Annotated in this window: 25 protein-coding genes and 1 pseudogene; 17 read left to right on the top strand and 9 right to left on the bottom strand. The window is 37.2% G+C overall.

What is annotated here, in order from left to right:
* From AAHB12_RS24275 to AAHB12_RS24225, 11 genes are all read left to right on the top strand, one after another.
* Window positions 1–277: hypothetical protein (locus AAHB12_RS24275; RefSeq protein WP_342047638.1), on the top strand; the 277-nt coding region annotated here is incomplete at its 5' end.
* Window positions 278–502: 225 nt separating this feature from the next.
* Window positions 503–739, top strand: a complete 237-nt coding sequence (locus AAHB12_RS24270) for a hypothetical protein (protein WP_342047636.1) — start codon at window positions 503–505, stop codon at window positions 737–739.
* A gap of 94 nt (window positions 740–833) precedes the next feature.
* Window positions 834–1,199 carry a hypothetical protein gene (locus AAHB12_RS24265; RefSeq protein ID WP_342047634.1) on the top strand — a complete coding sequence of 122 codons (366 nt, stop codon included), beginning with the start codon at window positions 834–836 and terminating at the stop codon, window positions 1,197–1,199.
* 337 nt (window positions 1,200–1,536) lie between these two features.
* Window positions 1,537–2,319 carry an alpha/beta fold hydrolase gene (locus tag AAHB12_RS24260; protein WP_342047633.1) on the top strand — a complete coding sequence of 261 codons (783 nt, stop codon included), beginning with the start codon at window positions 1,537–1,539 and terminating at the stop codon, window positions 2,317–2,319.
* 994 nt (window positions 2,320–3,313) lie between these two features.
* The gene (locus tag AAHB12_RS24255) at window positions 3,314–3,466 is read left to right on the top strand and encodes a hypothetical protein (RefSeq protein WP_342047631.1); all 153 of its coding nucleotides are present in this window, start codon (window positions 3,314–3,316) and stop codon (window positions 3,464–3,466) included.
* Between the two features lie 763 nt (window positions 3,467–4,229).
* Window positions 4,230–4,355 carry a hypothetical protein gene (locus tag AAHB12_RS24250; protein ID WP_342047629.1) on the top strand — a complete coding sequence of 42 codons (126 nt, stop codon included), beginning with the start codon at window positions 4,230–4,232 and terminating at the stop codon, window positions 4,353–4,355.
* 272 nt (window positions 4,356–4,627) lie between these two features.
* Window positions 4,628–4,912 (top strand): hypothetical protein, encoded by a 285-nt coding sequence (locus AAHB12_RS24245; RefSeq protein WP_342047627.1) that lies wholly within the window; start codon window positions 4,628–4,630, stop codon window positions 4,910–4,912.
* A 434-nt stretch (window positions 4,913–5,346) separates the two neighbouring features.
* Window positions 5,347–6,891 carry a spore germination protein gene (locus tag AAHB12_RS24240; RefSeq protein WP_342047626.1) on the top strand — a complete coding sequence of 515 codons (1,545 nt, stop codon included), beginning with the start codon at window positions 5,347–5,349 and terminating at the stop codon, window positions 6,889–6,891.
* Window positions 6,892–6,904: 13 nt separating this feature from the next.
* Window positions 6,905–8,104, top strand: a complete 1,200-nt coding sequence (locus AAHB12_RS24235; RefSeq protein WP_342047624.1) for a Ger(x)C family spore germination protein — start codon at window positions 6,905–6,907, stop codon at window positions 8,102–8,104.
* Window positions 8,097–8,351 carry a hypothetical protein gene (locus AAHB12_RS24230; protein WP_342047623.1) on the top strand — a complete coding sequence of 85 codons (255 nt, stop codon included), beginning with the start codon at window positions 8,097–8,099 and terminating at the stop codon, window positions 8,349–8,351. The genes AAHB12_RS24235 and AAHB12_RS24230 overlap by 8 nt, the downstream gene beginning before the upstream one ends.
* Window positions 8,352–8,390: 39 nt before the next feature.
* Window positions 8,391–9,488, top strand: a complete 1,098-nt coding sequence (locus AAHB12_RS24225) for a GerAB/ArcD/ProY family transporter (RefSeq protein WP_342047622.1) — start codon at window positions 8,391–8,393, stop codon at window positions 9,486–9,488.
* Here the strand turns inward: AAHB12_RS24225 and AAHB12_RS24220 are convergent.
* Window positions 9,463–9,726, bottom strand: a pseudogene (locus AAHB12_RS24220) (DDE-type integrase/transposase/recombinase); the annotation flags it as partial. The gene AAHB12_RS24225 and the pseudogene AAHB12_RS24220 overlap by 26 nt on opposite strands.
* A gap of 256 nt (window positions 9,727–9,982) precedes the next feature.
* Here AAHB12_RS24220 and AAHB12_RS24215 point away from each other — a divergent pair.
* The 4 genes from AAHB12_RS24215 (at window position 9,983) to AAHB12_RS24200 (ending at window position 12,279) form a co-directional block, all read left to right on the top strand.
* The gene (locus tag AAHB12_RS24215) at window positions 9,983–10,441 is read left to right on the top strand and encodes a hypothetical protein (RefSeq protein WP_342047620.1); all 459 of its coding nucleotides are present in this window, start codon (window positions 9,983–9,985) and stop codon (window positions 10,439–10,441) included.
* A gap of 145 nt (window positions 10,442–10,586) precedes the next feature.
* Entirely contained in the window at window positions 10,587–10,739 is a 153-nt protein-coding gene (locus AAHB12_RS24210) for a hypothetical protein (RefSeq protein ID WP_342047619.1), read from the top strand.
* A 371-nt stretch (window positions 10,740–11,110) separates the two neighbouring features.
* The gene (locus AAHB12_RS24205; RefSeq protein ID WP_342047617.1) at window positions 11,111–11,851 is read left to right on the top strand and encodes an alpha/beta hydrolase; all 741 of its coding nucleotides are present in this window, start codon (window positions 11,111–11,113) and stop codon (window positions 11,849–11,851) included.
* Window positions 11,851–12,279, top strand: coding sequence for a hypothetical protein (locus tag AAHB12_RS24200; RefSeq protein ID WP_342047615.1), 429 nt, complete (start codon window positions 11,851–11,853; stop codon window positions 12,277–12,279). The genes AAHB12_RS24205 and AAHB12_RS24200 overlap by 1 nt, the downstream gene beginning before the upstream one ends.
* Before the next feature lie 213 nt (window positions 12,280–12,492).
* Here AAHB12_RS24200 and AAHB12_RS24195 read toward each other — a convergent pair whose 3' ends face one another.
* From AAHB12_RS24195 to AAHB12_RS24165, 7 genes are all read right to left on the bottom strand, one after another.
* A complete protein-coding gene (locus AAHB12_RS24195; RefSeq protein ID WP_342047614.1) occupies window positions 12,493–13,677 on the bottom strand; it encodes a Ger(x)C family spore germination protein in 1,185 nt (394 codons plus the stop codon).
* A 29-nt stretch (window positions 13,678–13,706) separates the two neighbouring features.
* Window positions 13,707–15,281, bottom strand: coding sequence for a spore germination protein (locus AAHB12_RS24190; RefSeq protein ID WP_342047612.1), 1,575 nt, complete (start codon window positions 15,279–15,281; stop codon window positions 13,707–13,709).
* 29 nt (window positions 15,282–15,310) lie between these two features.
* The gene (locus AAHB12_RS24185; protein ID WP_342047610.1) at window positions 15,311–16,414 is read right to left on the bottom strand and encodes a GerAB/ArcD/ProY family transporter; all 1,104 of its coding nucleotides are present in this window, start codon (window positions 16,412–16,414) and stop codon (window positions 15,311–15,313) included.
* A gap of 718 nt (window positions 16,415–17,132) precedes the next feature.
* Window positions 17,133–18,563, bottom strand: a complete 1,431-nt coding sequence (locus AAHB12_RS24180; RefSeq protein WP_342047608.1) for an IS4 family transposase — start codon at window positions 18,561–18,563, stop codon at window positions 17,133–17,135.
* A gap of 257 nt (window positions 18,564–18,820) precedes the next feature.
* Window positions 18,821–19,309: a GNAT family N-acetyltransferase gene (locus AAHB12_RS24175; RefSeq protein ID WP_342047607.1), complete on the bottom strand. Its 489-nt coding sequence runs from the start codon at window positions 19,307–19,309 to the stop codon at window positions 18,821–18,823.
* 47 nt (window positions 19,310–19,356) lie between these two features.
* A complete protein-coding gene (locus tag AAHB12_RS24170) occupies window positions 19,357–19,746 on the bottom strand; it encodes a PaaI family thioesterase (RefSeq protein ID WP_342047605.1) in 390 nt (129 codons plus the stop codon).
* Window positions 19,743–21,032, bottom strand: coding sequence for an MFS transporter (locus tag AAHB12_RS24165; protein WP_342047603.1), 1,290 nt, complete (start codon window positions 21,030–21,032; stop codon window positions 19,743–19,745). The genes AAHB12_RS24170 and AAHB12_RS24165 overlap by 4 nt, the downstream gene beginning before the upstream one ends.
* Before the next feature lie 103 nt (window positions 21,033–21,135).
* Between AAHB12_RS24165 and AAHB12_RS24160 the strand changes: the two genes are divergently transcribed.
* Together AAHB12_RS24160 and AAHB12_RS24155 are read left to right on the top strand one after the other, a co-directional pair.
* Window positions 21,136–22,113, top strand: coding sequence for a LysR family transcriptional regulator (locus tag AAHB12_RS24160; RefSeq protein ID WP_342047601.1), 978 nt, complete (start codon window positions 21,136–21,138; stop codon window positions 22,111–22,113).
* Window positions 22,114–23,079: 966 nt separating this feature from the next.
* A complete protein-coding gene (locus tag AAHB12_RS24155; RefSeq protein ID WP_342047600.1) occupies window positions 23,080–23,655 on the top strand; it encodes a GNAT family N-acetyltransferase in 576 nt (191 codons plus the stop codon).
* A gap of 105 nt (window positions 23,656–23,760) precedes the next feature.
* Here AAHB12_RS24155 and AAHB12_RS24150 read toward each other — a convergent pair whose 3' ends face one another.
* Window positions 23,761–25,011, bottom strand: coding sequence for a DUF6421 family protein (locus tag AAHB12_RS24150; RefSeq protein ID WP_342047598.1), 1,251 nt, complete (start codon window positions 25,009–25,011; stop codon window positions 23,761–23,763).
* Between the last annotated feature and the right edge of the window lie 16 nt (window positions 25,012–25,027).

The following is a 25,027-nucleotide window of genomic DNA, read 5'->3' as shown; positions in this document are numbered from 1 at the left end:
TTTACTAAGATTTTGGCACTTCCCTTGCTTTTGGGCAGAGCCCTCCACGTATGCGTACAGGCATATTGGAAGAGAGCAACATAAAATGATGGGTGATCTGGCGGTTCGGCTCGTATCATTGCTCGTGCAGGCCGATAGCCCGAATCTTGCTTTTGGTCTAGTGGCTTGGCAAAAGAGCCACAACGAGCCGAAAAAAGTTTCGCAAGGACAACAAAGAAAAAGGAATGGCGACAGTCCTCCCGTTCCTTGCGCAATTTTTAGCCTATATAGAGAATGAGATATAAATGTTATGGAAATATGTCGTGAAAGCTTGTTATATAAAGATTTTTCCTGTTTTTATAAGTTATCGAATTAGACAACTTATGGAATACCATTCCGAGAAAAATCATTTGAAAAAAAAAAGCAGTTATTAATCATTGCCCTAAAAAATTTAGGCGAACGCCCTAAAACATTTTACATAAAATAACAAGTAATACTAAGACCTTTTTTAAAATAAAGGAGAGTGAATGCTCAGATGAACTCGCCGCAATACTATCCTTATTACGCGAATCAACAGAGATATGCCCATATGGATCAAATAAATATCCATCAAAGAATCACAAATATTGAGAAGCAACTAGAGATGCTTATTAAAATGGTCGAACAGAATAATCAGATGCTTCGTTACATGCATCAGAATAATGTAAATACAAATACAATGACTGGTGGTGGTGGTGGAGCAATAATTGTACGTATGTAATTCCAAGTATACAAATTAAGATGGAAAACCGAAATTGCGAATGTGATTTGTATTAATGATTTAATCAATGAAAGAGTGCGGAAGAAGGGATATTATGTATCATCATTGGAACTCATTTGATTACAATAATACTCATGCAAAGACAAGATCAGAGTCACGACATATTGCTCAAAGGATAGCAAATATAGAACTTCAATTAAATCACCTTATGGAAACTTTTTCACAGCAACAGCAACTTTACCAACAACTTCAACAGGCTTATTTAAACCACTCTTATCAACAACAGAAAGAAGATCCAACTATAGAAAATTTATACCTGCAACAGATAGAACACTCTGAATCAGAGGAACGTAATTCTGAACAACCAGAACCGGGAGTACCATCTGAAAAATATAAATTACCAGAAAAGCCTAGAAGTGTATTTATTCCGCCTGGAGTAAGTGGAATTGTTAGGATGTAAAAGGCATGCATGGATAGTAGCCTGTCTCATGATGTAATTCCTCTTTCTTCATGAAATGGACTTCCAATAAGACATTTTATATGAACACGAAAGCCCTTCAGATAGCTTAATTGGAGGGTTCTTGGTAGTCTCCTAAATACATTGAATTTCTGTAATATCGCGTTATGAAACTAAAAATGAATATAATATGCGTTATTTCTTGTTCAACAAAGGTCAGTAACGTTCAATAAGCATCGTCCATTACCACCGACACGGCATTCGAACACGTAATAGGTATTCACCTATGTTTGCTTAAATGAATATCTTATTGTCAAGGCCATTTTTAGGGGGAATCGGTGTGGGATACTATGTTACTGTAGAATCAGGCGTAAAATTATATGTAGAAGATATATATCCCGAGGGCAGTAAGACGATCGTGTTTTTACATGGTTGGCCGTTAAGCCATAAACAGTTTGAGTATCAATTTGATGTTCTTGCCTTAATGGGTTATCGCTGTATCGGAATTGACTGGAGAGGATTCGGAAAGTCGGATAAGCCAATAACTGGTTACAATTTTGACCGATTGGCAGATGATATATGTGCAGTAGTTGGTGTACTTCAATTAGACAATTTCACTCTTGTAGGTCACTCTACAGGTGGCGCAATCGCGATTCGGTATATGTCCCGACATAATGGTTACGGAGTATCCAACCTTGTCCTTGTAGACGCTGCAGCTCCTACAGGCTTTACTACAGAAACTGCGACTAGATTCCTTACTCAAGCGTTAAATGACCGTCCTAAGATGATGCAAGAAGTGACAGACGCCTTTTTCTTTCAATATATAACAAGCGCATTCTCTGAGTGGTTTTTTCAATTGGGCTTACAAGCAGCAGGCTGGTCAACGGCAGCGATCATAATTACACTAAGAGATGAGACGCTTTATGCCGATTTGCCAAAAATACTTGTCCCTACCTTAATAGTTCACGGTGTTCACGACAAAGTTATTCCATTTGCACAAGCTCAGGAACTAAATCAAAAAATAGGAAATTCACAGCTTGTTCCGTTTCATTACAGCGGTCATGGTTCCTTCTGGGAAGAACGTGACAAGTTTAATGAGCTATTAAGGCAATTTATTGGTTGATAGCCTCTTCAATTAAACGTACGATTATTGAAAAGGGAATCACTCTGATAAGCCAAAAACATGCATGTCTTTATTTAAAACATGTCTGTTTTTGGCTTATTTGTATGTGGTAAAAAATCACCATTTGATGCATTTAACCCAAGGTAAATGAAATACGCAGTTTTATTTAGAAAATAAAGTTAGGCATAGAACGTCCCTTAAGAATTGTGAAAGTTTTCACTTAAATCAAACGGGAATATCAAATATTTTTGATAGAGTGCTTTAGTGAATTAATTACCGAGAATGCATGTTATGGAAACTTGAGGTGAATTATCCTATACAAAGAAAGAATGAGAAGATAAAAAATTATGATTTACTCCTCGTTTTTGATTGCTTAAGTTAAGAAATTTATTTACTACCAATTCGGGTATTTCCGTATGCTGCTGCTTTTATGCATTCTTCCATTACCAAAGCGACTACATTTAAAAGTTTTTTCATTAGAATTATCTCCTTCAATATATTGATTACACTTTATATTTTTTATGCTTCTTCAGCAAATTCGCTATATATTCATGGCAACGGAAACAATAGTAATGAAAGCGAATAATTGTTTTATTTAGTTTCTAATAAGACATGTTAAGTAGATATGCCCGGAAAAAACTAACTTGGGATATCACATTTCAAGAATATATCTTGATAGCGGGCCCCCTAAGATTAGAGGAAAGGTAAGTTGAATTTATATAGGGCTTTCAACTTGTTTAGTTGTAAGAACTATGTTATTAAAAATTGCTATGTTACAAAAAATAATTAACAAACGTCATCTTTATTAATAGAAGAGTACAAATTGAATGTAACCAATTGGTTTGTTAGTTAATGTTGTTTGTGATTCATTTTAGCATCTAGACTAAATGTATAGGCTTTATGGATGAACATTGAGTCACATCCTATTTGGATATCGTTAGGACATATAGCCAGTTTATTATACATTACTTTCATGCACATGGAGGATTAAACAATGAAACAATTTATAAATATGCGTTATCCAGTGGAATTACTAAAACGTATTGATGATTTTAAGGAAAAGAATGATTTTAAAACTCGTACACAAGCTATTATTTATCTTATTCAATTCTCACTTAAAAAGTTGGAAAAATCAGGTGTGAAATAGTTATTTTTTCTTGAAAATAATTCATCCTGTTTAGGTTTTGTTGCAAAAACTTCAAAATAATTATGATTAATCTTTAAAGTAAGCCTGTATTCAAACAACTTATATGAAAGAGCAGCACCCTGGTACGATAAATGTATTAATTTAAGTAGGGTGCTTTTCATATGCCACAACAAAAACTAACGATTGTCCCCGTCTACATATCGAAAACGAAAATACTTCTGCAACAAATCCAGCAGTACTTTCCTCGAATCCTGTTTGCACGATCAAAACGGCCAATGCTGAAATTTCCTTCTTTACCGCTGGAACGTTCTGACCTGAATACAAATGATAAGAATCTTTCCAATTGATTCATTCGTGCATTACACGACTGGCTATTGCCTATTTCCGAACGAAGGAAGTCTTTGATGATGGCTCAATCAATTATTGTTCCTTTATTCGTTTCATTAAACAAAACAATGCCAATAAGGTGATTTTAAATTAACATAAATGATAAAAATCATATTAATACTAATACTAACAATAACTTTATTGTTAGAAAATTGACTTAGGTTAATTGAACAGGGTTTTAATATTTCAATTACCGTATTTATTTTAAAATTAAATAAAGAAATATGCAGTTTAGTTCTGAACACTATAAGGCACAAAAAAAGAAGTTAAGAAGCCAGATGCGATAAATAGAGGTAGCTCGGTAAGTATAAAGCTCTTAAATTGTGTGCAATATGGATTGGGAACGAGGAAATTTTCAAAAAAGGGGTGACTAAACATGGAAATAGTGATTGAATTGGACAATTATAAAACGAATGATACGTTAGAGGAAGATCTTGTTGGCAGCCTTGTTGATAAGGCTGGGGTCATTGCAGCTTTAACCTTAAATGAAAATGTTATTTAGATTGTCCTAATAGAGAATTTACACTTAGGTTTGAAAATTTCTAAGATTAACATCAAAAACTCAGCTTAAAATACATATCAGGCTTTCGTGATTCATCTGTATGGGGCGTTTCCTACATGATTGGTGAAATTTTTGGCGTCAGGGAACAAAAAGCGGCATAGGGGAAAATAGAACGCTATGTTGAATTTCACAATACAAAAATACTTACTGAGACGATGAGAGGATATTGTTTTTAATTGTCGGGTGTAAGAATATAGAAATGAGGTATTGGAGTGTTAGATGAACTTGATATGAATTTTTTACTTTCCTTGTATGAATACAAATTCAATTACGAGAAAAAAGTTAATTTTGAAGAACTAGGTTTTGAAAACAGTAAACATGCTGCTTACCATCTTCATAAACTTAAAAATCTTGCTTATATTCGCTTTAACGAGGAAGAAGCTTTTCATCAGGGCGGAATGGAGGATGAAAAGTACAATAATAACGTGCTTGAGATTTTCCCCGAAAAATTAGAGTTTGAGGAAAAAGGAATTGAAGAAGTAAAAAAGCAGTTATAAGAAATTAGAGTATTCCCTTAGGAGTGCTTTTTATGTGGATGGAAACTATGGTACTCAGCTTTAGCATATCCAATTTATTTGGTATACTTGCAGGCAATTTAAACCTTGTTAGATAGCTTATTAAGTATCCCTTAAAAAACAAATAATTTCCCCTTTGGAATGTTGTATCAATTGGCAGTCTCAAACGAGGCTGCTTTCTGTTTTCTCTTGATTGTATTATCCTCGATTTTAAAAATAACGGTTTTTGTTCATGTGCGCCTAGCATGGATGCAATCTATAGGATGATAGAGTTCCTTCAATTAACTTTAAGTCATTGATTAATAGGCATTCTTCAAGTGCAAGATGATCTTAATCCTACATAATTTTTACTGTGTTGCCGATAATAGTAATACAGAGGAGGGATAAAAATTAACATCAAGACTATTCTGAACAAAATGAACAAACAAACCTCTCGAAGCCAAGGGGATTCCCATAACGGTTCGAATGAAAAAAGACCATTAGATATAAATCTTCAAAATAATCTTTGTATAGTAAAGGAAGCTGTTGGTAACAGTTCTGATATTATTATTAGAGAATTATACGTCGGTCAAGAAGCAGTAAAGGTAGCGATCTTATACACAGATGGTTTAGCTGATTCTAAGTCAGTGAATAATTTCATCTTGGAGTCCATCATGTTGGATTCAGTTCCCCACTTCTCACATAACAATGCGATTCAAATCTTGAAAGATCATGCATTAGCTGTAGGGGAGGTTAAAGATGCTACGGATATCGATACTCTTTTAACCGCTATTCTATCAGGTGATACGGCCGTCATGATTGATGGATTTTCCCAATGCTTGATCTTGGGGCTGAAGGGTTGGAAAGACCGAGGGGTGACTGAGCCAGCTACTCAGAATGTTATCCGCGGGCCACGGGAAGCTTTTTCAGAAACGATACGGACCAACACAGCTTTAATTCGCAGGAGGATTAAAGACCCTAACCTTAGATTAGAAACAAAACCTGTCGGCAGGGTTACAAAAACCGATGTTGCAATTATGTATATCAAGGGTATCGCCAATGAAAAGATAGTGGAGGAAGTTCAAAATCGTATTGATCGCATTGATATTGATGGGATCTTGGAATCGGCCTATATCGAAGAGCTAATCCAAGACGAAACGTTTACCCCTTTTCCTACAATGAGTAATACCGAACGACCGGATGTTGTAGCGGCAGCTCTTCTAGAGGGACGTATAGCCATCCTCGTTGACGGAACGCCATTTGTTCTAGTCGTTCCATCATTATTCGCGCAATACTTCCAATCCGCTGAAGATTATTATCAACGTTCTGATTTAGGGTTAATTCGAATCTTACGTTATCTTTGTTTTTTTCTGGCTCTCTTGGCACCGTCTTTATACATTGCCATTACCACCTTTCATCAGGAAATGTTGCCGACACATCTGCTGATAAGTTTAGCTGCCCAACGTGAAGGAGTACCTTTTCCGGCTATGGTAGAAGCGTTTTTAATGGAAGTCACGTTTGAAATATTACGTGAAGCTGGAATTCGAATGCCGAGAGCAATTGGACAAGCTGTTTCCATTGTTGGAGCTTTAGTAATCGGTCAAGCGGCTGTTGAAGCAGGAATCATATCTGCGGCCATGGTTATCGTGGTATCTATGACTGCCATTGCCAGTTTTGTTTTTCCTTCTTACAATATGGCGATTTCAGTGAGATTATTGCGATTTGTATTCATGGTGTTAAGTGCGACCTACGGGCTTTTTGGCATTACAGTAGGACTGTTTCTCTTAGTGTTGCATCTGGCCAGTTTACGTTCTTTTGGAGTACCCTATATGTCCCCATTTGCTCCATTTATCCCGTCTGACCAAAAAGATGCTATGTTTCGTTTTCCACTATGGGCCATGTTTTCCCGCCCACACTTAATCAATCAGAAAAATATCATCCGTCAACAACAGGCCTCGGAAGCAAAGCCAAGGAAATCGTGAAGAAGGTGGTTTTATGCGGGGAAAAGCTTGGCTCCTATTTATTATGGTTTTATTATTGACATGTATTACAGGTTGTACAAATAAAAGGGAATTAAATGAACTCGGAATTGCGATGGGAATGGGGATCGACAAGGTTGGGAAAAAATATAAAGTAACCGTCCAGCTTGTAAACCCTGGTGAAATAAGTGCAAAAACTGGAGAAGGGGGGCGCTCACCAGTCAATACTTTTGAAGCAACCGGAACGACTATGTTTGAGGCAATAAGAAGATTGACGACGGAGTCTCCTCGGAAAATTTATTTTGCTCATCTCAGGATGGTCGTTATCGGAGAGGATTTAGCGACAAAAGGGATAGCGAAAGTCCTAGACTTTATTAGTAGAAACCCGGAATTTCGACCTGATTTCTATATTATAATCAGCAAAGGAAAAAGAGCGGAGAGTGTATTAAAAGTAATGACTCCTATTGAAAAAATCCCTGCGCAGCAGATTTTCACAAAGCTTCGAACATCCGAAAAGGAATGGGCTGCTACGGGAACGATTACATTGGCTGATTTAATTAAAAGTTTAACCAGTAAAGGAAAAAAAGCGCCGGTAGTAACAGGAATCCGCATTCAGGGAGAACGAGAAAAAGGGAATCTACAAGAATCTGTAGAGAGGATTGATGTGCCTGTTAAGCTCATCTATACTGGCTTGGCTGTTTTTAACAAAGATAAGCTGATAGGATGGCTCGATGAGGATCAAAGCCAAGGATATAACTATACGCAGGGAAAAGTAAAAAGTACCATTGAAGACGTCGCTTATAAGAAAGGGAGGGTTGGTATTGAGATTATTGAAGCGAAGAAAACCATCCACAGCAAAGTAAGAAACGGAAAACCAGAAGTCGTTATTGAAATACAAGTGACTGGGAATGTTTCCGATATTGAAACGAATGACCTGGATCTTACGAAAAGCAAAGCCATTCATGAATTAGAAAATCGGGTTGAACAAAACATCAAACGAAAAATAGAGCAGTCGATCCAAAAAGCGCAAGAAGAATTAAAAGTTGATATCTTTGGTTTTGGTTCAACAATCGAACGGGATGAACCGAAAGAGTGGGAGAAACTCGAACGAATTTGGTTGAAGGAATTTCCTGATTTATCCGTACAGGTTCATGTTGAAGCCAAAATTAAGCAGATGGGTACAATAACAAACTCTATTCTAGAGGATATTGATTGAAGGGAATGAAAAAATGGCATCAGTCACCGGAATCCTGTTGTTATTTGTTTTTTTGTCTTGGGTGGAATGTAAGACTCTATTGAAAGATCAGGGGAAGAAAGAGAAGTGGGCATTTATATGTTTCATGATCCTTGCAGCAGGAATAAGTATGGGTCAAGCATTGCAAATGAAGATTCTCAATCCCTCTGATTTGATTAGCATCGTTTTTACTCCTTTTGGTGACTGGTTGTTCGGGCTTTTGAAATAAATATGAGAAACGAAGAAGGAAAGTGAGTCGGAAAACCGCATGAAAATAAAAATGAGTATTCGCCAATTTACTTTATTAGTCTTTTTATATTCAGTTGGCACAACAATTCTTAGTGTCCCGTCGGGCCTTGCTGCCAATGCTAAGCAGGATACCCTAATTGCTATCATTATTGGGATGATCATATCATTTTTGACCATCTATCTCTATAATAGGGTGGCTTGTCTTTTTCCGCAAATGACCTTTATAGAATATAGTGAAGTCATTCTTGGAAAATGGTTGGGTAAGATGGTTTCACTCTTGTTAATTTTTTGGGGTTTTCACGGCGCTGCCACCCTCCTATTTTACGTAGGTAATTTTATGACGACACAAATTATGGTCGGGTCCCCTATACATTCAATTATGATTCTTTTTGCTATTCCAGTTGTGGTTGCCTTGCGCCTGGGTATTGAAACGTTGGCCCGAATGGCGGAAATTTTATTTCCATGGTTTGTAGCACTCTATATTGGGATGATCATATTCGTTGCTCCGCAGGTGGATTTTGACAACCTTCGTCCTCTATTCCAGACAGAATTGAAGTCGGTATTGCGCGCTACATTATCTTACATTTGTATATCATCCTTGACACTGATATCTTTTTTTATGATATTCCCTTTGGTAAATAACTTTGAGAAGGCAAAAAAAGGGTTTTACCTTGGTAGCTTTTTTTCTGGGGTTGTGATCTTAATCATAACGGAGGTAACCATTTCGGTACTTGGCGTAGAAATGACCGCGAGACATCTGTATCCAAGTTATGCACTAGCTAGAATGATTAGGATAGGAGATTTTTTGCAACGAATTGATGCTATTGTGGGCGCTTTATGGGTTATAACCATTTTTTTTAAATTAACGCTGTATTTTTATGTATGTGTGGAAGGTCTGTCCCAAATCTTAAAACTAAGTGATTCTCGTGTCCTTACTTTTCCAATGGGTATTATCCTAATCGTTTTTTCTCAGATAGTCTACCCTAATACTACGTATATGATGAATTGGGATACCAAAATTTGGACTCCTTTTAGTATAACTTTGGGATTGTTTATGCCTCTGTTATTATTAGCTGTTTATTTCCTTCGTTTCAAGATATTGAGAAGGATAATTTAAAATAAGCCATCAATTTAGCAATGAATTCTTTTCGATTTTGGGCAGATTTCACCCCTTGATGAAGCTGCTTCTTTTTAAGCATATGCATCGCTTCTATGCCAATCAGTATGTAAGTGGCTGTACGAAATGATTTCAATCCTAACATAGAACGAACTCGCTTCTTTATAAAACAATGATCCTGTTTCTTGAAGTTTTCGCACCAGAACCGGCAGTTCATATAGAGAACCTTCAGTATTTCCCAATCCCGGTAATCCATTACTCTCTCCCCAAAAAATCTATATCATATAAAACTTTTTTATAAGTACGTATAATTTTTTAACATTTTATTTATTTCAATTATTGCATTATCCTTAGCCTTAAGCAATTGATAATTACTACTTTAAATAATGTAAAACAATGGGGAAGAAGTACAAATCATGGGGGTATTGTGAATAAGAATACAGGAAAACCACAAAAGTCCATGGCGAAACTTTCATGTCCCAAGCCTTAGCTATGTGATGGAACAATATGAGCGACATGAGAACGGTGATGAGAATGTTGATCCAGAATTGAAGGAGCTTTTTTTTACATGGGGATCACCTCTATCCTTTGAGACAAGTCATATAAAAGGAGATATCGAACCTGTATCTGTTATCTCTAACAATACGGTATATATGAAAAAAGTACTTCAGGTAGCGAAGCTGCTCGAAGATATTCGAGCTCACGGTCATCTGGCCGCATCCATAAATCCGCTTGGAGAAAAGAACAAAGAGGAAGTGCTCTTCCATCTTAGTAAATATGATCTGACAGAAGAAAATTTAAAAGCGATACCATCTTCTGTAATTTGGGAGAATGCGCCGAAAGGCATCAACACAGCCACTGACGCGGTTCAGCGGTTAAAAGAGCTTTACACAAGTACGTTAGCCTACGAATTTTCCCATGCATATACTGAATGTAACCAATTAGTTTGTTAGTTAATGTTGTTTGTGATTCCTTTTAGCATCTAGACAAAATGTACAAGCTTTATGGATGAACATTGTGTCACATCCTTTTTGTAAATCGTTAGGAGATATAGCCAGTTTATCATACATTACTTTCATACACATGGAGGATTAAACAATGAAACAATTTATAAATATGCGTTATCCGGTGGAATTATTAAAACGTATTGATGATTTTAAGGAAAAGAATGATTTTACAACTCGTACACAAGCTATTATTTATCTTATTCAATTCTCACTTAAGAAATTGGAAAAATCAGGTGTGAAATAGTTGTTTTTTCAGTTCTGGTGCAAAAAATCTAGGAGCTTGGATATTCTGATACTATTACTCTTAAAGGGATGTGTATCCGTGTGAAAAAGCCAACAGAATTTAAGTGGAAACATTATTCATCAAAGGGTGAACTATAACCCAAAATGAGGTTGAAGTCATTCATAAGTTATTTAAGTTAGTTGCTTAATCTCAAGGTTAATAGGGTATTGCTGTTCTATAGTTCTAGCGAATTATTTTTGCACCAAAACCACTTGATTAATGTTTAAAGACAACATATGGAGTTTTACAAGTGCTATATAAAACTTATATTACTCTAGATATAGGCGATTTAAACTTAAAAATACAATATTCAGGATAAAGGAGATAACATAATGAAGATAGTTTCAGCTAAGCCTTTTACATATAGAGGCGGAAATAAAGCTGTTCTTTTGCTTCACGGATTTACTGGAAATACGAGAGACGTTAAAATGTTAGGCAGGTATTTACATGAACGCGACTATACCTGCCATTCTCCTTTATACAGAGGCCACGGACTAGAACCTGAAGAACTAATACATACGAATCCAGAAAATTGGTGGCAAGATGTACTAAATGGCTATCATTTTCTTCAAGATGAAGGCTTCAAGGAGATTGCTGTTGTAGGAGTTTCCCTAGGGGGAGTTTTCTCTTTAAAAGCAGGAGCTGAATTACCTGTTAAAGCTGTTGTTTCAATGTGTGCTCCTGTACGAGGTAAAAACATTGATAGATTATGGAAGCGTGTCCTCGATTACGCTGAGAGATACAAGAAACTTGAGGGGAAAAATGAAGAGCAAATCTCTACCGAAATAAACGAATTAAAAAAAACACCTATGCATTCTCTTAGAGAGCTTCAACAAATGATTGATCATATGAACGAAAAACTTTCTTTAATCTCCTCTCCCACTCTGGTTTTACAGGGAGGCTTGGATGATTATCTATACACTGAGAGTGCTAGAGTTATTTATGATAACTTGAAAACAAAATATAAACAACTAAAATGGTATGAACAATCCGGCCACATTATTACCCTAGATAAGGAACGTGAGAAGGTATATGAGGATGTGTATATATTCCTAAATGGTTTAAATTGGTAATGAAAACTAAGCGGGGAAATGGAGGGGGAAGCTCTGAAGCCGGTGTGAAAATTCAGTTGGAATACGACCCCCTATCTGGGGAATTTATGGAACTGGAAGTGGACTATGGAGTGAGTAACGATGCCAAGTATGGACAGCTCTTGCGTTTATGCCTGGTTGCAAGCATTACCTATCAAATGCGGAGACTTTTGTGGGAGAAGCAACAGAAGGAAGCAAGTGAGATGAAATGTGCTTATATGGTTCAAGTTTATCTCATCAGGATACACGCCGCACTCTTCAGTACATCCCAACATCCTGTTTTAGTACTTACCAAGCTCTTTCAAGATGTAAATCGAAATGGAAGAAAAGCACGGCGATGTCGAAAAGCAAGCTTTACCAGTGGTTTTTATACACTTTATAACTTTTCTATACAGATACATGGAATATAAGCAAAACACTTAAAGCTAACCCTATTAACATCAGCAGAAAAAAAATAATCCATTCCTTTTTCTCCTTTTTCCTCCTTAAGTTTGGTAATTCCCAAGCTGTTAATATTACAAAGAGGAGTATAGTCATGATAAGCTTAATCATTTAGTATCTCCTTCTTCCATAGACAATAATTTTTTGGGATAGCTTATGATACAAATCACTTGAGAATTGTCCTACTTTGTTTCTATTGTGAGACCGATTCGTTTTACTTCTACCTTGGGCTTAATTGTAACATTCAACTTCGGAAATTCTTCATCCCATCTTTTTTTATATTTTCTATTCCAGACTTTTGGATATGTTTGATAGACAGCTCTTCCAAATCCAAATATATCTGAATGAAATTGCTTTTGTGCCTTATCTAGAGCTAACTGTATCTTGTTCCTAATATCCTCTTCCAGTTTACTTTGAAGAATTTCTATCATTTTTGTTTTAGTAAGATTCATCTTGGATGTACTTTCCACTACAATCACTTCAGAACGAGTGTTTACTTCTATTGTAAGTTGGCCACCTTGAAATTTTGGGTTAATGCCCGTTTTAGTACTTATAATTTTTGTACTTATCTTGCCGCCTCCCCGTTTCTTTGGAATATTGACTGTAATGACTCCAGCTTCTAATGTATTTCGGAGCCATAAAATCCCCCGAGTTTCTGCATCATTCATCCAACCAACTAATTTGTCCTTTTTAAATACCGCCGCTCCAACTATAGATTGCGTCTTTTCAGATGGAGAATGTTCTGTTTTTGATTCGCTTTTGTTTTTCACCTCTAAATATTTAAGATTCACCGCGGGAGCGGTAGGATTTATTCCTTCGGCAAGCATCATCTCCCAAAACCCTTTTATAGAGACCTTAAGCCCTACGTTCAGTTTATTTAGTTCTCTCGTTTCTTCTGAAGAGACATTTTCTAATTTGGACTTACTTCTTAATAATTCAGAGGCTTGTCCTTTTGTGAACATAATAAAACTGTTCATACGCGGTTCTTTATATCTCGGGAAAAAATCAATAATTTGAGAAACACCGTTCCTAGCTAATTTTTCTCCTATAATCAGCACTCTGCTGTGAGAAAAGAAAATCCGTCTTGCTATTTTCTCTTGAAGTTTTCGGTAAGCATCTGCTATCGTTTCCCCCGTCTCTGAAATAACAAATGTGCCCTTCCCGCCTTTGTTCCCCCCGCCAGCCCCAATAGGACCAAGGTTTGCCGGGATCCCAATCTGCAATGATAAGCGAATATCGCCATTCTCCATCCTGTCTAATCCTATTGCTGTAACGATGGCAATATCATTCACCTCAACGCGATTCCAACAGCCTGCCAGACATGGAATGATCATAACCATTATTAGCGGTGTTATAAACTTTCTCATACACATCATCCTGCCTTTTTGGAAGCGATCTAATTTTTTCTATTTGGAGGCCGCGGTCGCAAAAATTCTCTCATCCGGTTCGGATTCCGTTTTCCAGTATCATCTGGACGTTCGATCATCGCCCACCATGGCGCACGAATGAATATATCCTTCAAGCCACTAAAACTAAAAGGAGATATGGGTGACAAATAAGGAACCCCGAAGGACCGAAGACGAACGAGATGAATTAAAATGAAAAAAATGCCTACCAATATTCCATACATTCCTAGTATAGAAGCCAAAATCATCATAGGAAACCGAAGCAAGCGGATGGCACCTGTCAAGCTATAGCTTGGAAACATAAATGATGCAATACCGGTAATCGAAACAACAATAACTAATGGAGCGCCAATAATCCCTGCCTGTACGGCAGCTTGCCCAATCACCAATGCCCCTACAATACTTACTGCTGATCCGATTGGGCGTGGCAGCCGTATTCCAGCTTCTCGCAATGCTTCAAAAGAGATTTCCATCAAAAGAGCTGCAACAATGGCTGGAAATGGAACCGTCTCTCTGGCAGAAGCAACGCTAAATAATAAACTTGTAGGTAATAATTCCTGATGAAACGTTGTCACAGCAATATAGATGGAAGGAAACAAGAGTGCAATGAGTAAAAACAAGTAGCGCAAGCATCGAATTGCTGAAGATAGTATAAAACGTTCATAATAATCTCCAGTCGCATTCATGAGTTGATAAAAGGTCAAAGGCACTATAAGGACAAACGGGGTATTATTGACCATAATACCGATTTTGCCTTCTAGTAAATTGCCAACAACTCTGTCAGGCCGTTCGGTCTGTAACACTTGGGGGAAAACGGAATACGGATTATCCTCAATAAGTTCTACAATATATCCACTGTCTTCAATGGCATCAATATTGATTCGCTTCAATCTACTTCGAACTTCCTCAACTACAGAATATTCCGCAATTCCATCAAGGTAGGTAATCACAACTTCGGTTTGGGAAAGCTTTCCTATCTTCATACTTTCGATTTTCAACTGCGATGTTTTTAATCGTCTTCGAATCATGCTTGTATTTGTACGGATATTTTCAGTAAAGCCCTCTCGTGGACCGTAAATAACTGCTTCTGTTGCTGGTTCCTCAACAGCCCGTTGTTCCCATGATTTCTCACTGATGAATAGTGATTGATTTACACCGTCGACGAGTAAAACCGTATCTCCAGACAAAACATGATCGACCACTTCCTGCAGCGTTTCTCCTTTGTTTACAGTGGCTGAACAAATCACTTTCTCTATTCCTTCTATTAGAGGCATCGATTGCTGTAATACATGTTTGTTATCTGCTAATAAAGGGGTTAATATATTCGACTCAACCAGCTCCATATCAACAAGCCCATCCAGAAAAAGTATGATTGCTTTGTGAGTAGAATTTATTTCAAATTTCCGATATGAGAAATCGGAAGATCGATCAAACCTTGTTTTTAACCACTGAAAATCGTCTTGCAGAACGCCGGTTAATGCATCCCATTCTTGATCCTTGTTCTGCTCCCGCTTATTTTTCTGACTTGTCGAGATGAAGCCTTTTAACCGCCTAATTTTTTTCAATTCTAACTCCTCCATGAAAGGGCTAAAAACTATGCTTGGAATTTTTTGCGAGTATATGCGATACCTAGTAACAAAATAGGGAGCACAAGCTGTAATGGAATGTGTAAATAGGGTCCGATAAAATTCAAAGCAATTTCCAAGTGCTCAATAAAACTTGTGGCGAGCAAGATTGAAAAACAGGTGACCATTACTCCCAGTGGAATCAGTATAGAATCATTGCTTTTTAACTTGAATACTTGGGAGATGATAATGGAGGAACCATATATCCAACCACCAACCTTAAAAAAAACACCTGACACTATCATTACAATAATAAGCGCATCAAACCGTTCTAGAAAATCCGCTATGGAAACCATTTGGGCTGCGGTAAAAAACGGAAAAAACTCTTTACCATAAATATCAGGACCTAGAACAGAAATCACGATAATTGAGTTGACAGCCAGCAATATTCCGCCTATAAGAATGGTAGCCATGCCTACTTTTTTGATATTGTTTTTATTGTTGAGAACTGGGAATAGCATAGTGATTAGAACTGTTTCACCAAACGGAAAGGTTAAGGTAGACTGAACAGGAGGAAAAGCTGCTCCCAAGACTGGTTGTATTCCATTTCCCAATACAGGTGTAAGGCGCTTGGAATCGAATTCGGCGCCCATTAGCATGAGAATCCATAACGTAACTAGTATAAGTACGTAAATAGGAAACACAATTTCCCCCATTCGGCCAAATGCTTCAATTCCACCGCGAAGACAATAAACGATTAACACCATAAAGATTCCGATTACCAAAATCATTGGGGTTTCTGTTAAGATTGTCGAGGCGATAAGCTCTCCGAAGTCTCTACAAGCTGTACAAGCAAGATACAGAAAATATAAAGCGTAAATTATAATTAGCGGATAGGAAAGAAATTTCCCTATAATCTTAGGGAGCATCTGTACTAATGTCTCACCTGGATAATAATCAGATAACTTGGTGTATATCCACATCAATATCAGACCGCATAACATAGAAAGTAAAATAGCTAACCAGGCGTCCTGTTTTGCACCTGCCGCTGTCCCGAAAATGATGCTATTCCCTATTTCAAATCCGATCATCACATAAAAGAGTTGGAGCGCACTTATTTTTCCCTGCTTCATAATAGTCTCCCTTTTAAAGATAAACGAATATAAAACTCCTCGTTATGGTTTATCTTGGTAGTCTAGACTAGTGTGTTATATTAATGCATATATTTTGTCATTTTTCCATATATTACCCTTGATGCTTAAAGTTATTCAGTGAAAAGCAGCAGAACATTAAAACTTTAGCACGAAGGCAAAACATACTGAAAGCGGCTTACAGTCTGATATACACAGGTTGGGTACCCTATTTCAATCTCTCCGTCATAGAGCTGCCTCAAAATAAAATCCCTTGTTCTTCTCTATCCATGTAAACAGAAAAACAAAACTAGAGAGGTTAGATTATCATATCTATGGTCAACTTGTCCGTATCCTCATCTATTCGTCTACCATGCTTCAAATGAGGGATATTGTAAAACCTTACTACATCAACAGTGTATAAAATACTATATGCTTCATAGAAAATCTAAGTGTGGGGGCCATTGCCATCAACTTAACAAAAACACAATGCCCCAAAACGATAAAATTGTCCAACCTGTGCAAAATCTTCGTTTTGGGGCAACTCTGGGCTTTTAACTTGATGGGCATGGGGTCTCGACGCATGCCCATCAAGCTAGCGGAGGGTAATAAGGGGATTTAGATATAAATGTGCTTCAGTACATCTTTCGCTTTGTTTCCCTCTGCTGCTTTCTGTAAAATTCACACACCAAAGAAGCCCCAAACTGGTGCTTTTTTGAAATTATGCGGCTTTCTTTTTCCTTGCACTTCGTTCGTACACAACTCCCAGTATGTTAAAAACAGTTTTCTTCTCATACCTCTGCGACTTTTGCCCGTTTTTCTCCAGGAGTGTATAGAGGCGAAGAAGTATCCTTATCAATTGCTCGACATCTTGCTGTATGGCTTCATATAACAATGGCAGATAGTCCTTTATCATATACATTGCCTTATACTCACTCAGCTCTTTTTTCCTTTTTCGTAAAAGTAACTCTCTCATTTGAAACATAGTAGATGAACAAACAAGGATACGGATAAGTTGACCATAAATATGACACTCCAACCTCTCTAGTTTTATCTTCTTGCATACATGAATAGAGAAGAGGGACTTCCATGTTTTAAACAAAATTTCAATCTGCCAACGGAGGGAGTAGAAATCATGAATCCGGTTTACTCCCACATATTCCGAAGGAATATTGGTGCAGTATAGATTAATGGCACTCAAGCGCTTGCTTCTTTCCTTGTAGGTGATGCCTTTTTTCTTCTCTTTCTTTACCATGTCCTTTTCTCGATTTCGCAGCTGTTGTTCCGTTAGCCGATAAACGATAACCCTGACCGGCAATTTTTCATACATACCGACATATACATCTGACAATTCTTTTGTTTCGCCAGGCTGTAATGTATCAAGGAGCTGTTCGAGGTCTATTTGAATGTACTCCGAATGCTTCTTCATTGTACCGTTTCGAAAGGTCTCTGGATTGGGATTCTTATAGTAGATTCGTGTATTGAGTTTAAGTCTAGAAAGAAAGTAGGCTTCTTTTTCGGAAATTGCTCGAAAATCCTCTAAGGAGAAATAACCAAGGTCACCAATACGAACATCGCCTTCTTCTAAGGAATCTATACACTGGGAGCCATATACTTGGTCATTTTCTTTCCCTTCCCCTACATGAAGATGAAGTACGTCTCCACTTAATAAATCACATTCAAACTGAATTTTTACGCCGGCTTTATGAGCGCTTCCCCCAGCTCCACCATATTTGTCTGCAAATATATCGGGTAATTGAAATACGGTAGAATCTAGTACACGAATACGACGAAAATGCTCTGTGTGAGCATTAGAAATGGCAGGTTGTGCCGCAATCTTCTTTTGAAGCAGTTCAGTAAGAATATCATACAGAAGTTGGACAGCGGCGGAATTGAAATGCTCATTCAGTCCTTGCGGACTGATGAGCACATCTGTCGCAGCCTCTAACGAACTGCATAGTTGGTTGAGAGATACAGATGCCACTTCTTGACTAAGCCAAACACACAGCGATACAAGGTCTTTCCCCCTATATTTGCTGGTCCGGCGGACAAAGCCTGTCTCTCTTGCAAGCCTTTGAAGGATTTGTGGAGATAAATGACGATAGAGTTCCTGAGCGAAGAGCTGTAATTCTTTTGAAAGTGAAAAATTCATAAAAAAACGCCATCCTTTTTAATGATTACAATAATAGGATAGCGTTTTTCTGATTCATGGGTATCGTATTTAAAAGAAATGATACAACTGGCTTATTAAATTAAAGATGCAGTTGACTTGAATAACCCACGTCATTGAAGAATAAATATATTCGAGTGTTGCTAGCTTTATTTGCCCCTTAAAATTACAGGCAAAATCCTCACCCTACAGAAAAGGATGAGGATTTTTTATCATTTTTTATCCTAATTGTCTGATGATTAATTCTCAGCTAGGTCTAATTCAAAAATAAGTGAATCTCTATCAGGATAATCATATTTAATTGGCAAATCCTCTTTAGCAATCTCCTTAAATCCAACTTTTTTGTAAAAGTTGTGTGACCTAGTGGCTTTAGATGGAGTGTCCAAAATTACCTTAGAAAACCCTTGTTTCTTCGCAAAATCAAGCAAAGCTTCGTAAAGCCCTGTTCCTATCCCAAACTCTTTACCACGGTAATCTTTATAAACGAAAAATTTCTTTAGTACAGCAACCTCGTTAGTTTTCTTTTGCAAACCGATAGATCCTACAACCTCACCGTTATCGTTTAACGCTACCCAAAAGTTTCCTCCATCGTTTATATAATTTGATTGAATATCCCGAATATCTGGTTGTTCTTCTACACTAATCCCTACACTATATTCAACATTCTGTACGTACAATATTAAATTAATGACTTCTTCTTTATATCTATCTTCGTAAACCGTAATCATTTATTAATTCCTCCAAGTGTGTTTATAAAGGTTGCTCTATTCAAAAATTAGGACTTTTCTTCATCTTTTTTTATGACCGCCATTGTACATCTAGAAATACAGATGAGTTTTTCATTCTGCTCGTCGGTAATCTTAATTTCCCACACCATAGTTGTTTTTCCTTTATGGATTGGAATACCAGTCGCTTTCACAGTTCCTTCGCTCTTTCCGCGAACATGATTGGCGTTAATCTCCAATCCAACCGCGTATTCTTTCTCCCTATCCAAGAGATTCCAACTTCCTACACTTGCCACAGTTTCAGCCAAGACCACTGAAGCTCCACCATGAAGCTGTCCAAAGGGTTGTCTAGTTGCATCATGAACAGGCATCGTGGCAACAACCTTCTCACTTGACACTTCAACGATTTCAATTCCAAGTGCATCCAATATCGTCTTCATAGGGTAGCCTCCTTTTTTCTTTTTACAATTTGTGTCCTATTTCTGCGAATTTGAATAAAAAATCCTGACGCAGCAAGACAAAGAATACCTGCAAAAATAAAAATAAAGGTATATGAGCCTATCAAGACGTGTAAAGTTCCGCCACCAAATGCAGCGGTAGCTGCTCCTAATTGGTGGGATGCAAAAATCCAGCCAAATATAATTCCGCTTTGCTTCCCAAAAAAATCATTACATAAACGAACAGTAGGCGGTACAGTTGCAACCCAATCCAATCCGTAAAAGATAGCGAAAACGGTTAATCCCCAAATGGATGTTGAATCTAAAGCGGTTGGTAAAAAAATAAGAGAAAGCCCTCTTAATCCGTAGTACCAAAACAATAGCCATCGGCTGTCCCAGCGGTCTGAAAGCCAACCCGAAAGGGTGGTTCCCAAAATATCAAAAATCCCCATAAACGCTAACATACTAGCTGCGGTAACTTCCGGTATTCCGTGTTCCATACAAGCTGGGATTAAATGCGTCCCAATTAAACCATTCGTGGATAAACCACAGACAAAAAAACTTCCTGCAAGCAGCCAGAATTGTGTTGAATGCATTCCCATTCGCAAACCTTCTAAAGCAGAACGAAATGGATTTCCAACAAAACTTGGCACTGGTTTACGGGTTTCTGTTGCACCGTATGGGATAACTCCGGCATCACTCGGTCTCTCTTTCATGAAAATAAGAACTAGCAGAATAACAATCAGGGAGGCGAGAGATGTAACCCAAACGGTCATTTTCCAACTAACTTCTGTAGTCAATTTTGCGAATAATGGCAAGAAAACAAGCTGTCCGGTGGCTCCACTTGCCGTTAGAACTCCCATAATTAATCCTTTTCGCTCTTTAAACCAGCGATTAGTTATAACAGCTCCGAGTACAGTAGACATAAATCCTGTACCGACTCCAACAACTAGCCCCCACAACAGTGTGAATTGCCAAACCGTCTTCATCCATCCAGAAAGCCCTGTCCCTATTACTAACAACGTAAGTGCGTAGACCATGACACGTTTTACACCGTATTTTTCCATAATAGCTGCTGCAAAAGGTCCACAGATTCCATATAAAGCCAAATTGATAGCCAATGGAAAAGTGGTACTCATCCTATCCCAGCCAAAAGTATCTTCCAAGGGAACCATTAACACGCTCGGTGTTGAACGAACACCAGCGGCTACTAAGAGGGTTAAAAATACGACGCTGATGACAATCCATCCGTAATGGAGATTACTGAAATAAAATGCTTTTTTGCCCACCGGTGATACCTCCTTGTTGAACTAAGAATAATCACAGTTATGATGCTTTTTTCGAGTTTCTTTTACGATAAAGCATGATAAACCATTTGTAAAATTGAAGTTTATGAATAAACCCATTGGTTTTTATGATACTATAGGGACAAACATCAAAATTAAAGTTGGTGAAGGAATGGAAATGCGTCATTTTGTTACGTTTAAAAAGGTCATTGAATTCGGTAGCTTCACACAAGCGGCAGAGCATTTAGGATACACCCAATCGACTGTAACTTCTCACATTCAGGCACTTGAACAACAAATAGGTGCACCCCTGTTTGAAAGAATGGGTCGAAAGGTAATGCTAACGGATGTTGGAAAAAAGATGGTGCCATATACACAAGAAATTTTAGATACCTATAACAAGATTGAAAGCATTGCAAGTGACGAGAAAGATGTTCGGGGAGAGTTAAAAATAGCAGCTCCTGAGTCTTTAACTGTGTATCGTTTAGAGCCGATATTACGTGAATATAGAAAGAAGTTTCCTCATGTAAGCATCAGTTTAAGTAACGCTACATGTGGAGATAACAAAAAAGCATTATTTAATGGTAGTGCAGATATTGCATTTGTCATGATGCCACAGTTGCAGGATTTAGAATTAATCACCCATTCGTTGTTGAATGAACCAATTATCCTTGTTGGAAGCCCTGATTGTTCGCTAAATATTTTAGATAAAAGCTACGAAAATCAAAAGATAAGCGAGTGTTTGATTACCAATGAGAAAGAATGCAGTTATCGAAGATTGTTTGAAGAATACCTCCTGGAACGGGGTATCGTCCCTTACGACAAGATGGAACTTTGGAGTATTGAAGCGATGAAACGTTGTGTAATGAGTGGGCTTGGTATCGCTTGTTTACCTTTAGTGACTGTAAATGATGAAATCAAGGAAGGACGGTTAAAGATTATTCCCTGCGAAGGTGGTTTTAAAGAGATTTTCTCCCAAATCGCTTATCATAAAAACAAGTGGATTTCCCCAGCTTTATCAGCATTTATCGATATTACTTTGAAACATGCAAGAGACTGGTCATATACGGATATTACTTATTAAGCTAAACGGGTGCTTTCCTATAAGTAGGATTAGTGCCTTTTTTTATTAAACTGAAGGGGTTCGGATATTGAACAATCTGGTAGCCTTAGTTAAAAAATGCCAAAGTATTAAGTGGATGAATAACATAGATTCATAAATCGTGGAGAGAATTGCACAAAATTTTCGTTCTGGGGGCACTAGAAAACATTAGCTTGATGGGCATAGGGTCTCGACGTCAAAACGCGAAAATTATACGGTAATACATTTTTTGGAATTTTAACCTCGATTTAATTGAAGGGCTTTTGGTAGTCTACTCAATATATTAACTTTCGATAATGTTGGGCTATGTAAACCTGACGTGTGTAGAATATACATTATTTCTTGTTCAATGGGTCAGGTTAGTGCAAGATGAAAACATAATAAAACTGTTTCTAAAATCTTTCTGTTAGTCAACACCTAGCGAAATTAAAAGCTGCTAAGATCATCTCAAGTACACGAAAAGGCTTGGAGGTTTATTATGAGGTAAAGGATGCAAGAGTAGAAGGTATTCTTAACACGATGATTAGTGCTTAGATGTTATTATCTAAAATAACTTTGGAGATTGAAGAGTATTGGAATAAGCAAAAGGATAACCTTCCTTTTGAGTGGGAGGGTAAGAACTGTGTGTTTTCTTAGAGCTTTTGATTCAAAAATGCTACTCAAACATGAAGGGATTAATTTTTGAGAAAAGTGAATCTATAAAACAGGCTCAAAGAAAACTTCCTTTGGACTCTTTATGAACAAGATTTTATAATTTCACATACCATATATTTATAAAATTCAAATCTTAAGGAATTTTAAATATCATTATGAGGAAAAATCAGGATTTTCTATTTGCATTTAAAATTAATGGGTATTAAATTCGCAAGTTAATAAATACTTCCAATAACAAGAGTTCCGTATTAGTGGGCCAGTTTTTAGGAAACCGTTAAAAAGGAGTGTATATCAATGCATTGGTATGAAAAATTAAATCAATACTTTCCTGTGGAAGAAATGAAATCAAAAGAGCACATGGAAACATTGCTTAAGGATCGTCCGGATATATATCATAAAGATGAGGGGCCTAATCATGTTTTAATGTATGCTGAACTGGCCAGCTTTGTATTTATTGATTATCTCTTTGTTTCAAAAAATGCTCGTGGTCAGGGACTAGGCCATAAACTTATCGAAAAAATGAAGCGAAAAGGAAAACCGATTCTACTTGAAGTAGAACCAGTTAACTATGAAGACAGTGATACTGAGAAAAGGCTGTACTTTTATAAGCGAGAAGGATTTGAGCATGCTATGTCAATTGGGTATAGAAGAAGATCTCTAGCGACAAAAGAGGTTAATACGATGGAGATTCTTTATTGGGCGCCAAATAAAGCGTCGGAAGAACTGATTTATGAGGCAATGAAAAAAACATATGATATGATTCACACCTATAGGGACCAGCATTTTTACGGAAAATCCTATGAACCGGCTGAAAAGGTTCTGACCTTCAATAGAGAAAATGAAAATGAAAATGTATTAGACAATCTGTGATAGGTATTGTGCTCTTCCTTTGTATTAAAAAGCACCTATTAGGCAAACTAAGGACATTTTATCATGTCCTTAGTCTATCGTAGGGAATTGAACAACAGAGCCTTTCTAAATGCCTGAGCTTTGTGAGTTACCTAACTCATAAAAAGTTAAGTCATTAATATTAAGCTTTAAGTTTTCGTCATAGATAAAGTAGGCATCGGGAATTTTAAACCTATCTTGATTTCCGGAATCTGGTAGGTACGTCCGCGCATAGTTTTCAGCGGCAGCTTTATAGTCATCGTCATTTAATTGTTCTAGCGTTTCAATTTCATGAACCAGTTTTTCTAAATCCTTCAAACAAGCTTTTATATCTAAAGATAAAAAGTCGTTGTTTTTTTGAATAGAAGTACCATTTTTAAATAGCCAGCTAAGAAGAAAAAAGCCAGTCCCTGAGTCAAAGTTTTTCGTAGCGTCAATTTGACTTGGGTATCTTAATAATCGCTCAAATAATACAAATTCAATAATCTGGTCAGCAAAGGGATACTTGTTCTTATGTAACAGAAGAACTGATTGACAATCCACTTTGACTTCTTCCAGAATCCCTGCAAAGAAATTCATTTTAGCTTGTATATGTTGATCAAAAGGCTTTACTCCACCATGATGAAAGTAATCATGAAGATATCCCCATAGTACCCTAGCCTCATAAACCTGACTTTCGGTCATGGCTTTCGATTGGAATGGATAGTTTTTAAAGAATGTAGAAGCTCTCTTTAGCGTATCTTTATAGTAGATTTTATAAAATTTATTAAAGAAAAAGATAGCAAACTTTTGGGATGTGACTGCTTCACTTACAGAAACATTCTCTGGAAAGAAAACGATACATTTTCCTTCCATAAATCCCTTTGTACCAGCTAGAATTTTTAGCGATTGGCAACCATTTTTAGGATGGGGCAGCTCTTCTTCAATTTTTTCCATAAATTTAGGTTCATCTCGAACAGCTAAAAAAGCTTCAAAATAAAATCCTTTATCTGTCGGCCCGTTCGGTGTTTGCATAGGAGCTATAAAGAACGTTCTTTCATTATTTAAAGGGGGCCGATAGGCGCTTAGGCTATGATCAAAGTGAGGCTTTGTGCTAACACCTCTTTGAATCCATGCGAGTATATCTTTTTCAAATGCTTCCCCGACAGACTCTAAGTTTACAAGTTTATATATTTTCTTTACATCATGTACTAAAATCAGTAAGAGTTCTTCTGCATGTCTCGCGTTCGTAGTAATTGGGCCTTTTGGATCTTGATATTCCCTTAATTGATTTACTTTCGGTATAATTAATTCATTCACATAGATTACTAAATGACGGTTTGAGATTTGTGTTAACAAGATGGATTCCTCCCCA

The organism is Bacillus sp. OTU530, from assembly GCF_038440375.1.
This window is presented reverse-complemented; position numbering and strand designations above follow the sequence as displayed.

Excerpts from the sequence above, each read along its gene's own strand:
- AAHB12_RS24265 (WP_342047634.1), top strand. The coding sequence starts at position 834 with ATGTATCATCATTGGAACTCATTTGATTACAATAATACTCATGCAAAG.
- AAHB12_RS24255 (WP_342047631.1), top strand. The coding sequence starts at position 3,314 with ATGAAACAATTTATAAATATGCGTTATCCAGTGGAATTACTAAAACGT.
- AAHB12_RS24250 (WP_342047629.1), top strand. The coding sequence starts at position 4,230 with ATGGAAATAGTGATTGAATTGGACAATTATAAAACGAATGATACGTTA.
- AAHB12_RS24240 (WP_342047626.1), top strand. The coding sequence starts at position 5,347 with ATGAACAAACAAACCTCTCGAAGCCAAGGGGATTCCCATAACGGTTCG.
- AAHB12_RS24235 (WP_342047624.1), top strand. The coding sequence starts at position 6,905 with ATGCGGGGAAAAGCTTGGCTCCTATTTATTATGGTTTTATTATTGACA.
- AAHB12_RS24225 (WP_342047622.1), top strand. The coding sequence starts at position 8,391 with ATGAAAATAAAAATGAGTATTCGCCAATTTACTTTATTAGTCTTTTTA.
- AAHB12_RS24210 (WP_342047619.1), top strand. The coding sequence starts at position 10,587 with ATGAAACAATTTATAAATATGCGTTATCCGGTGGAATTATTAAAACGT.
- AAHB12_RS24205 (WP_342047617.1), top strand. The coding sequence starts at position 11,111 with ATGAAGATAGTTTCAGCTAAGCCTTTTACATATAGAGGCGGAAATAAA.
- AAHB12_RS24200 (WP_342047615.1), top strand. The coding sequence starts at position 11,851 with ATGAAAACTAAGCGGGGAAATGGAGGGGGAAGCTCTGAAGCCGGTGTG.
- AAHB12_RS24195 (WP_342047614.1), bottom strand. The coding sequence starts at position 13,677 with ATGAGAAAGTTTATAACACCGCTAATAATGGTTATGATCATTCCATGT.
- AAHB12_RS24185 (WP_342047610.1), bottom strand. The coding sequence starts at position 16,414 with ATGAAGCAGGGAAAAATAAGTGCGCTCCAACTCTTTTATGTGATGATC.
- AAHB12_RS24180 (WP_342047608.1), bottom strand. The coding sequence starts at position 18,563 with ATGAATTTTTCACTTTCAAAAGAATTACAGCTCTTCGCTCAGGAACTC.
- AAHB12_RS24175 (WP_342047607.1), bottom strand. The coding sequence starts at position 19,309 with ATGATTACGGTTTACGAAGATAGATATAAAGAAGAAGTCATTAATTTA.
- AAHB12_RS24170 (WP_342047605.1), bottom strand. The coding sequence starts at position 19,746 with ATGAAGACGATATTGGATGCACTTGGAATTGAAATCGTTGAAGTGTCA.
- AAHB12_RS24160 (WP_342047601.1), top strand. The coding sequence starts at position 21,136 with ATGAATAAACCCATTGGTTTTTATGATACTATAGGGACAAACATCAAA.
- AAHB12_RS24155 (WP_342047600.1), top strand. The coding sequence starts at position 23,080 with ATGCATTGGTATGAAAAATTAAATCAATACTTTCCTGTGGAAGAAATG.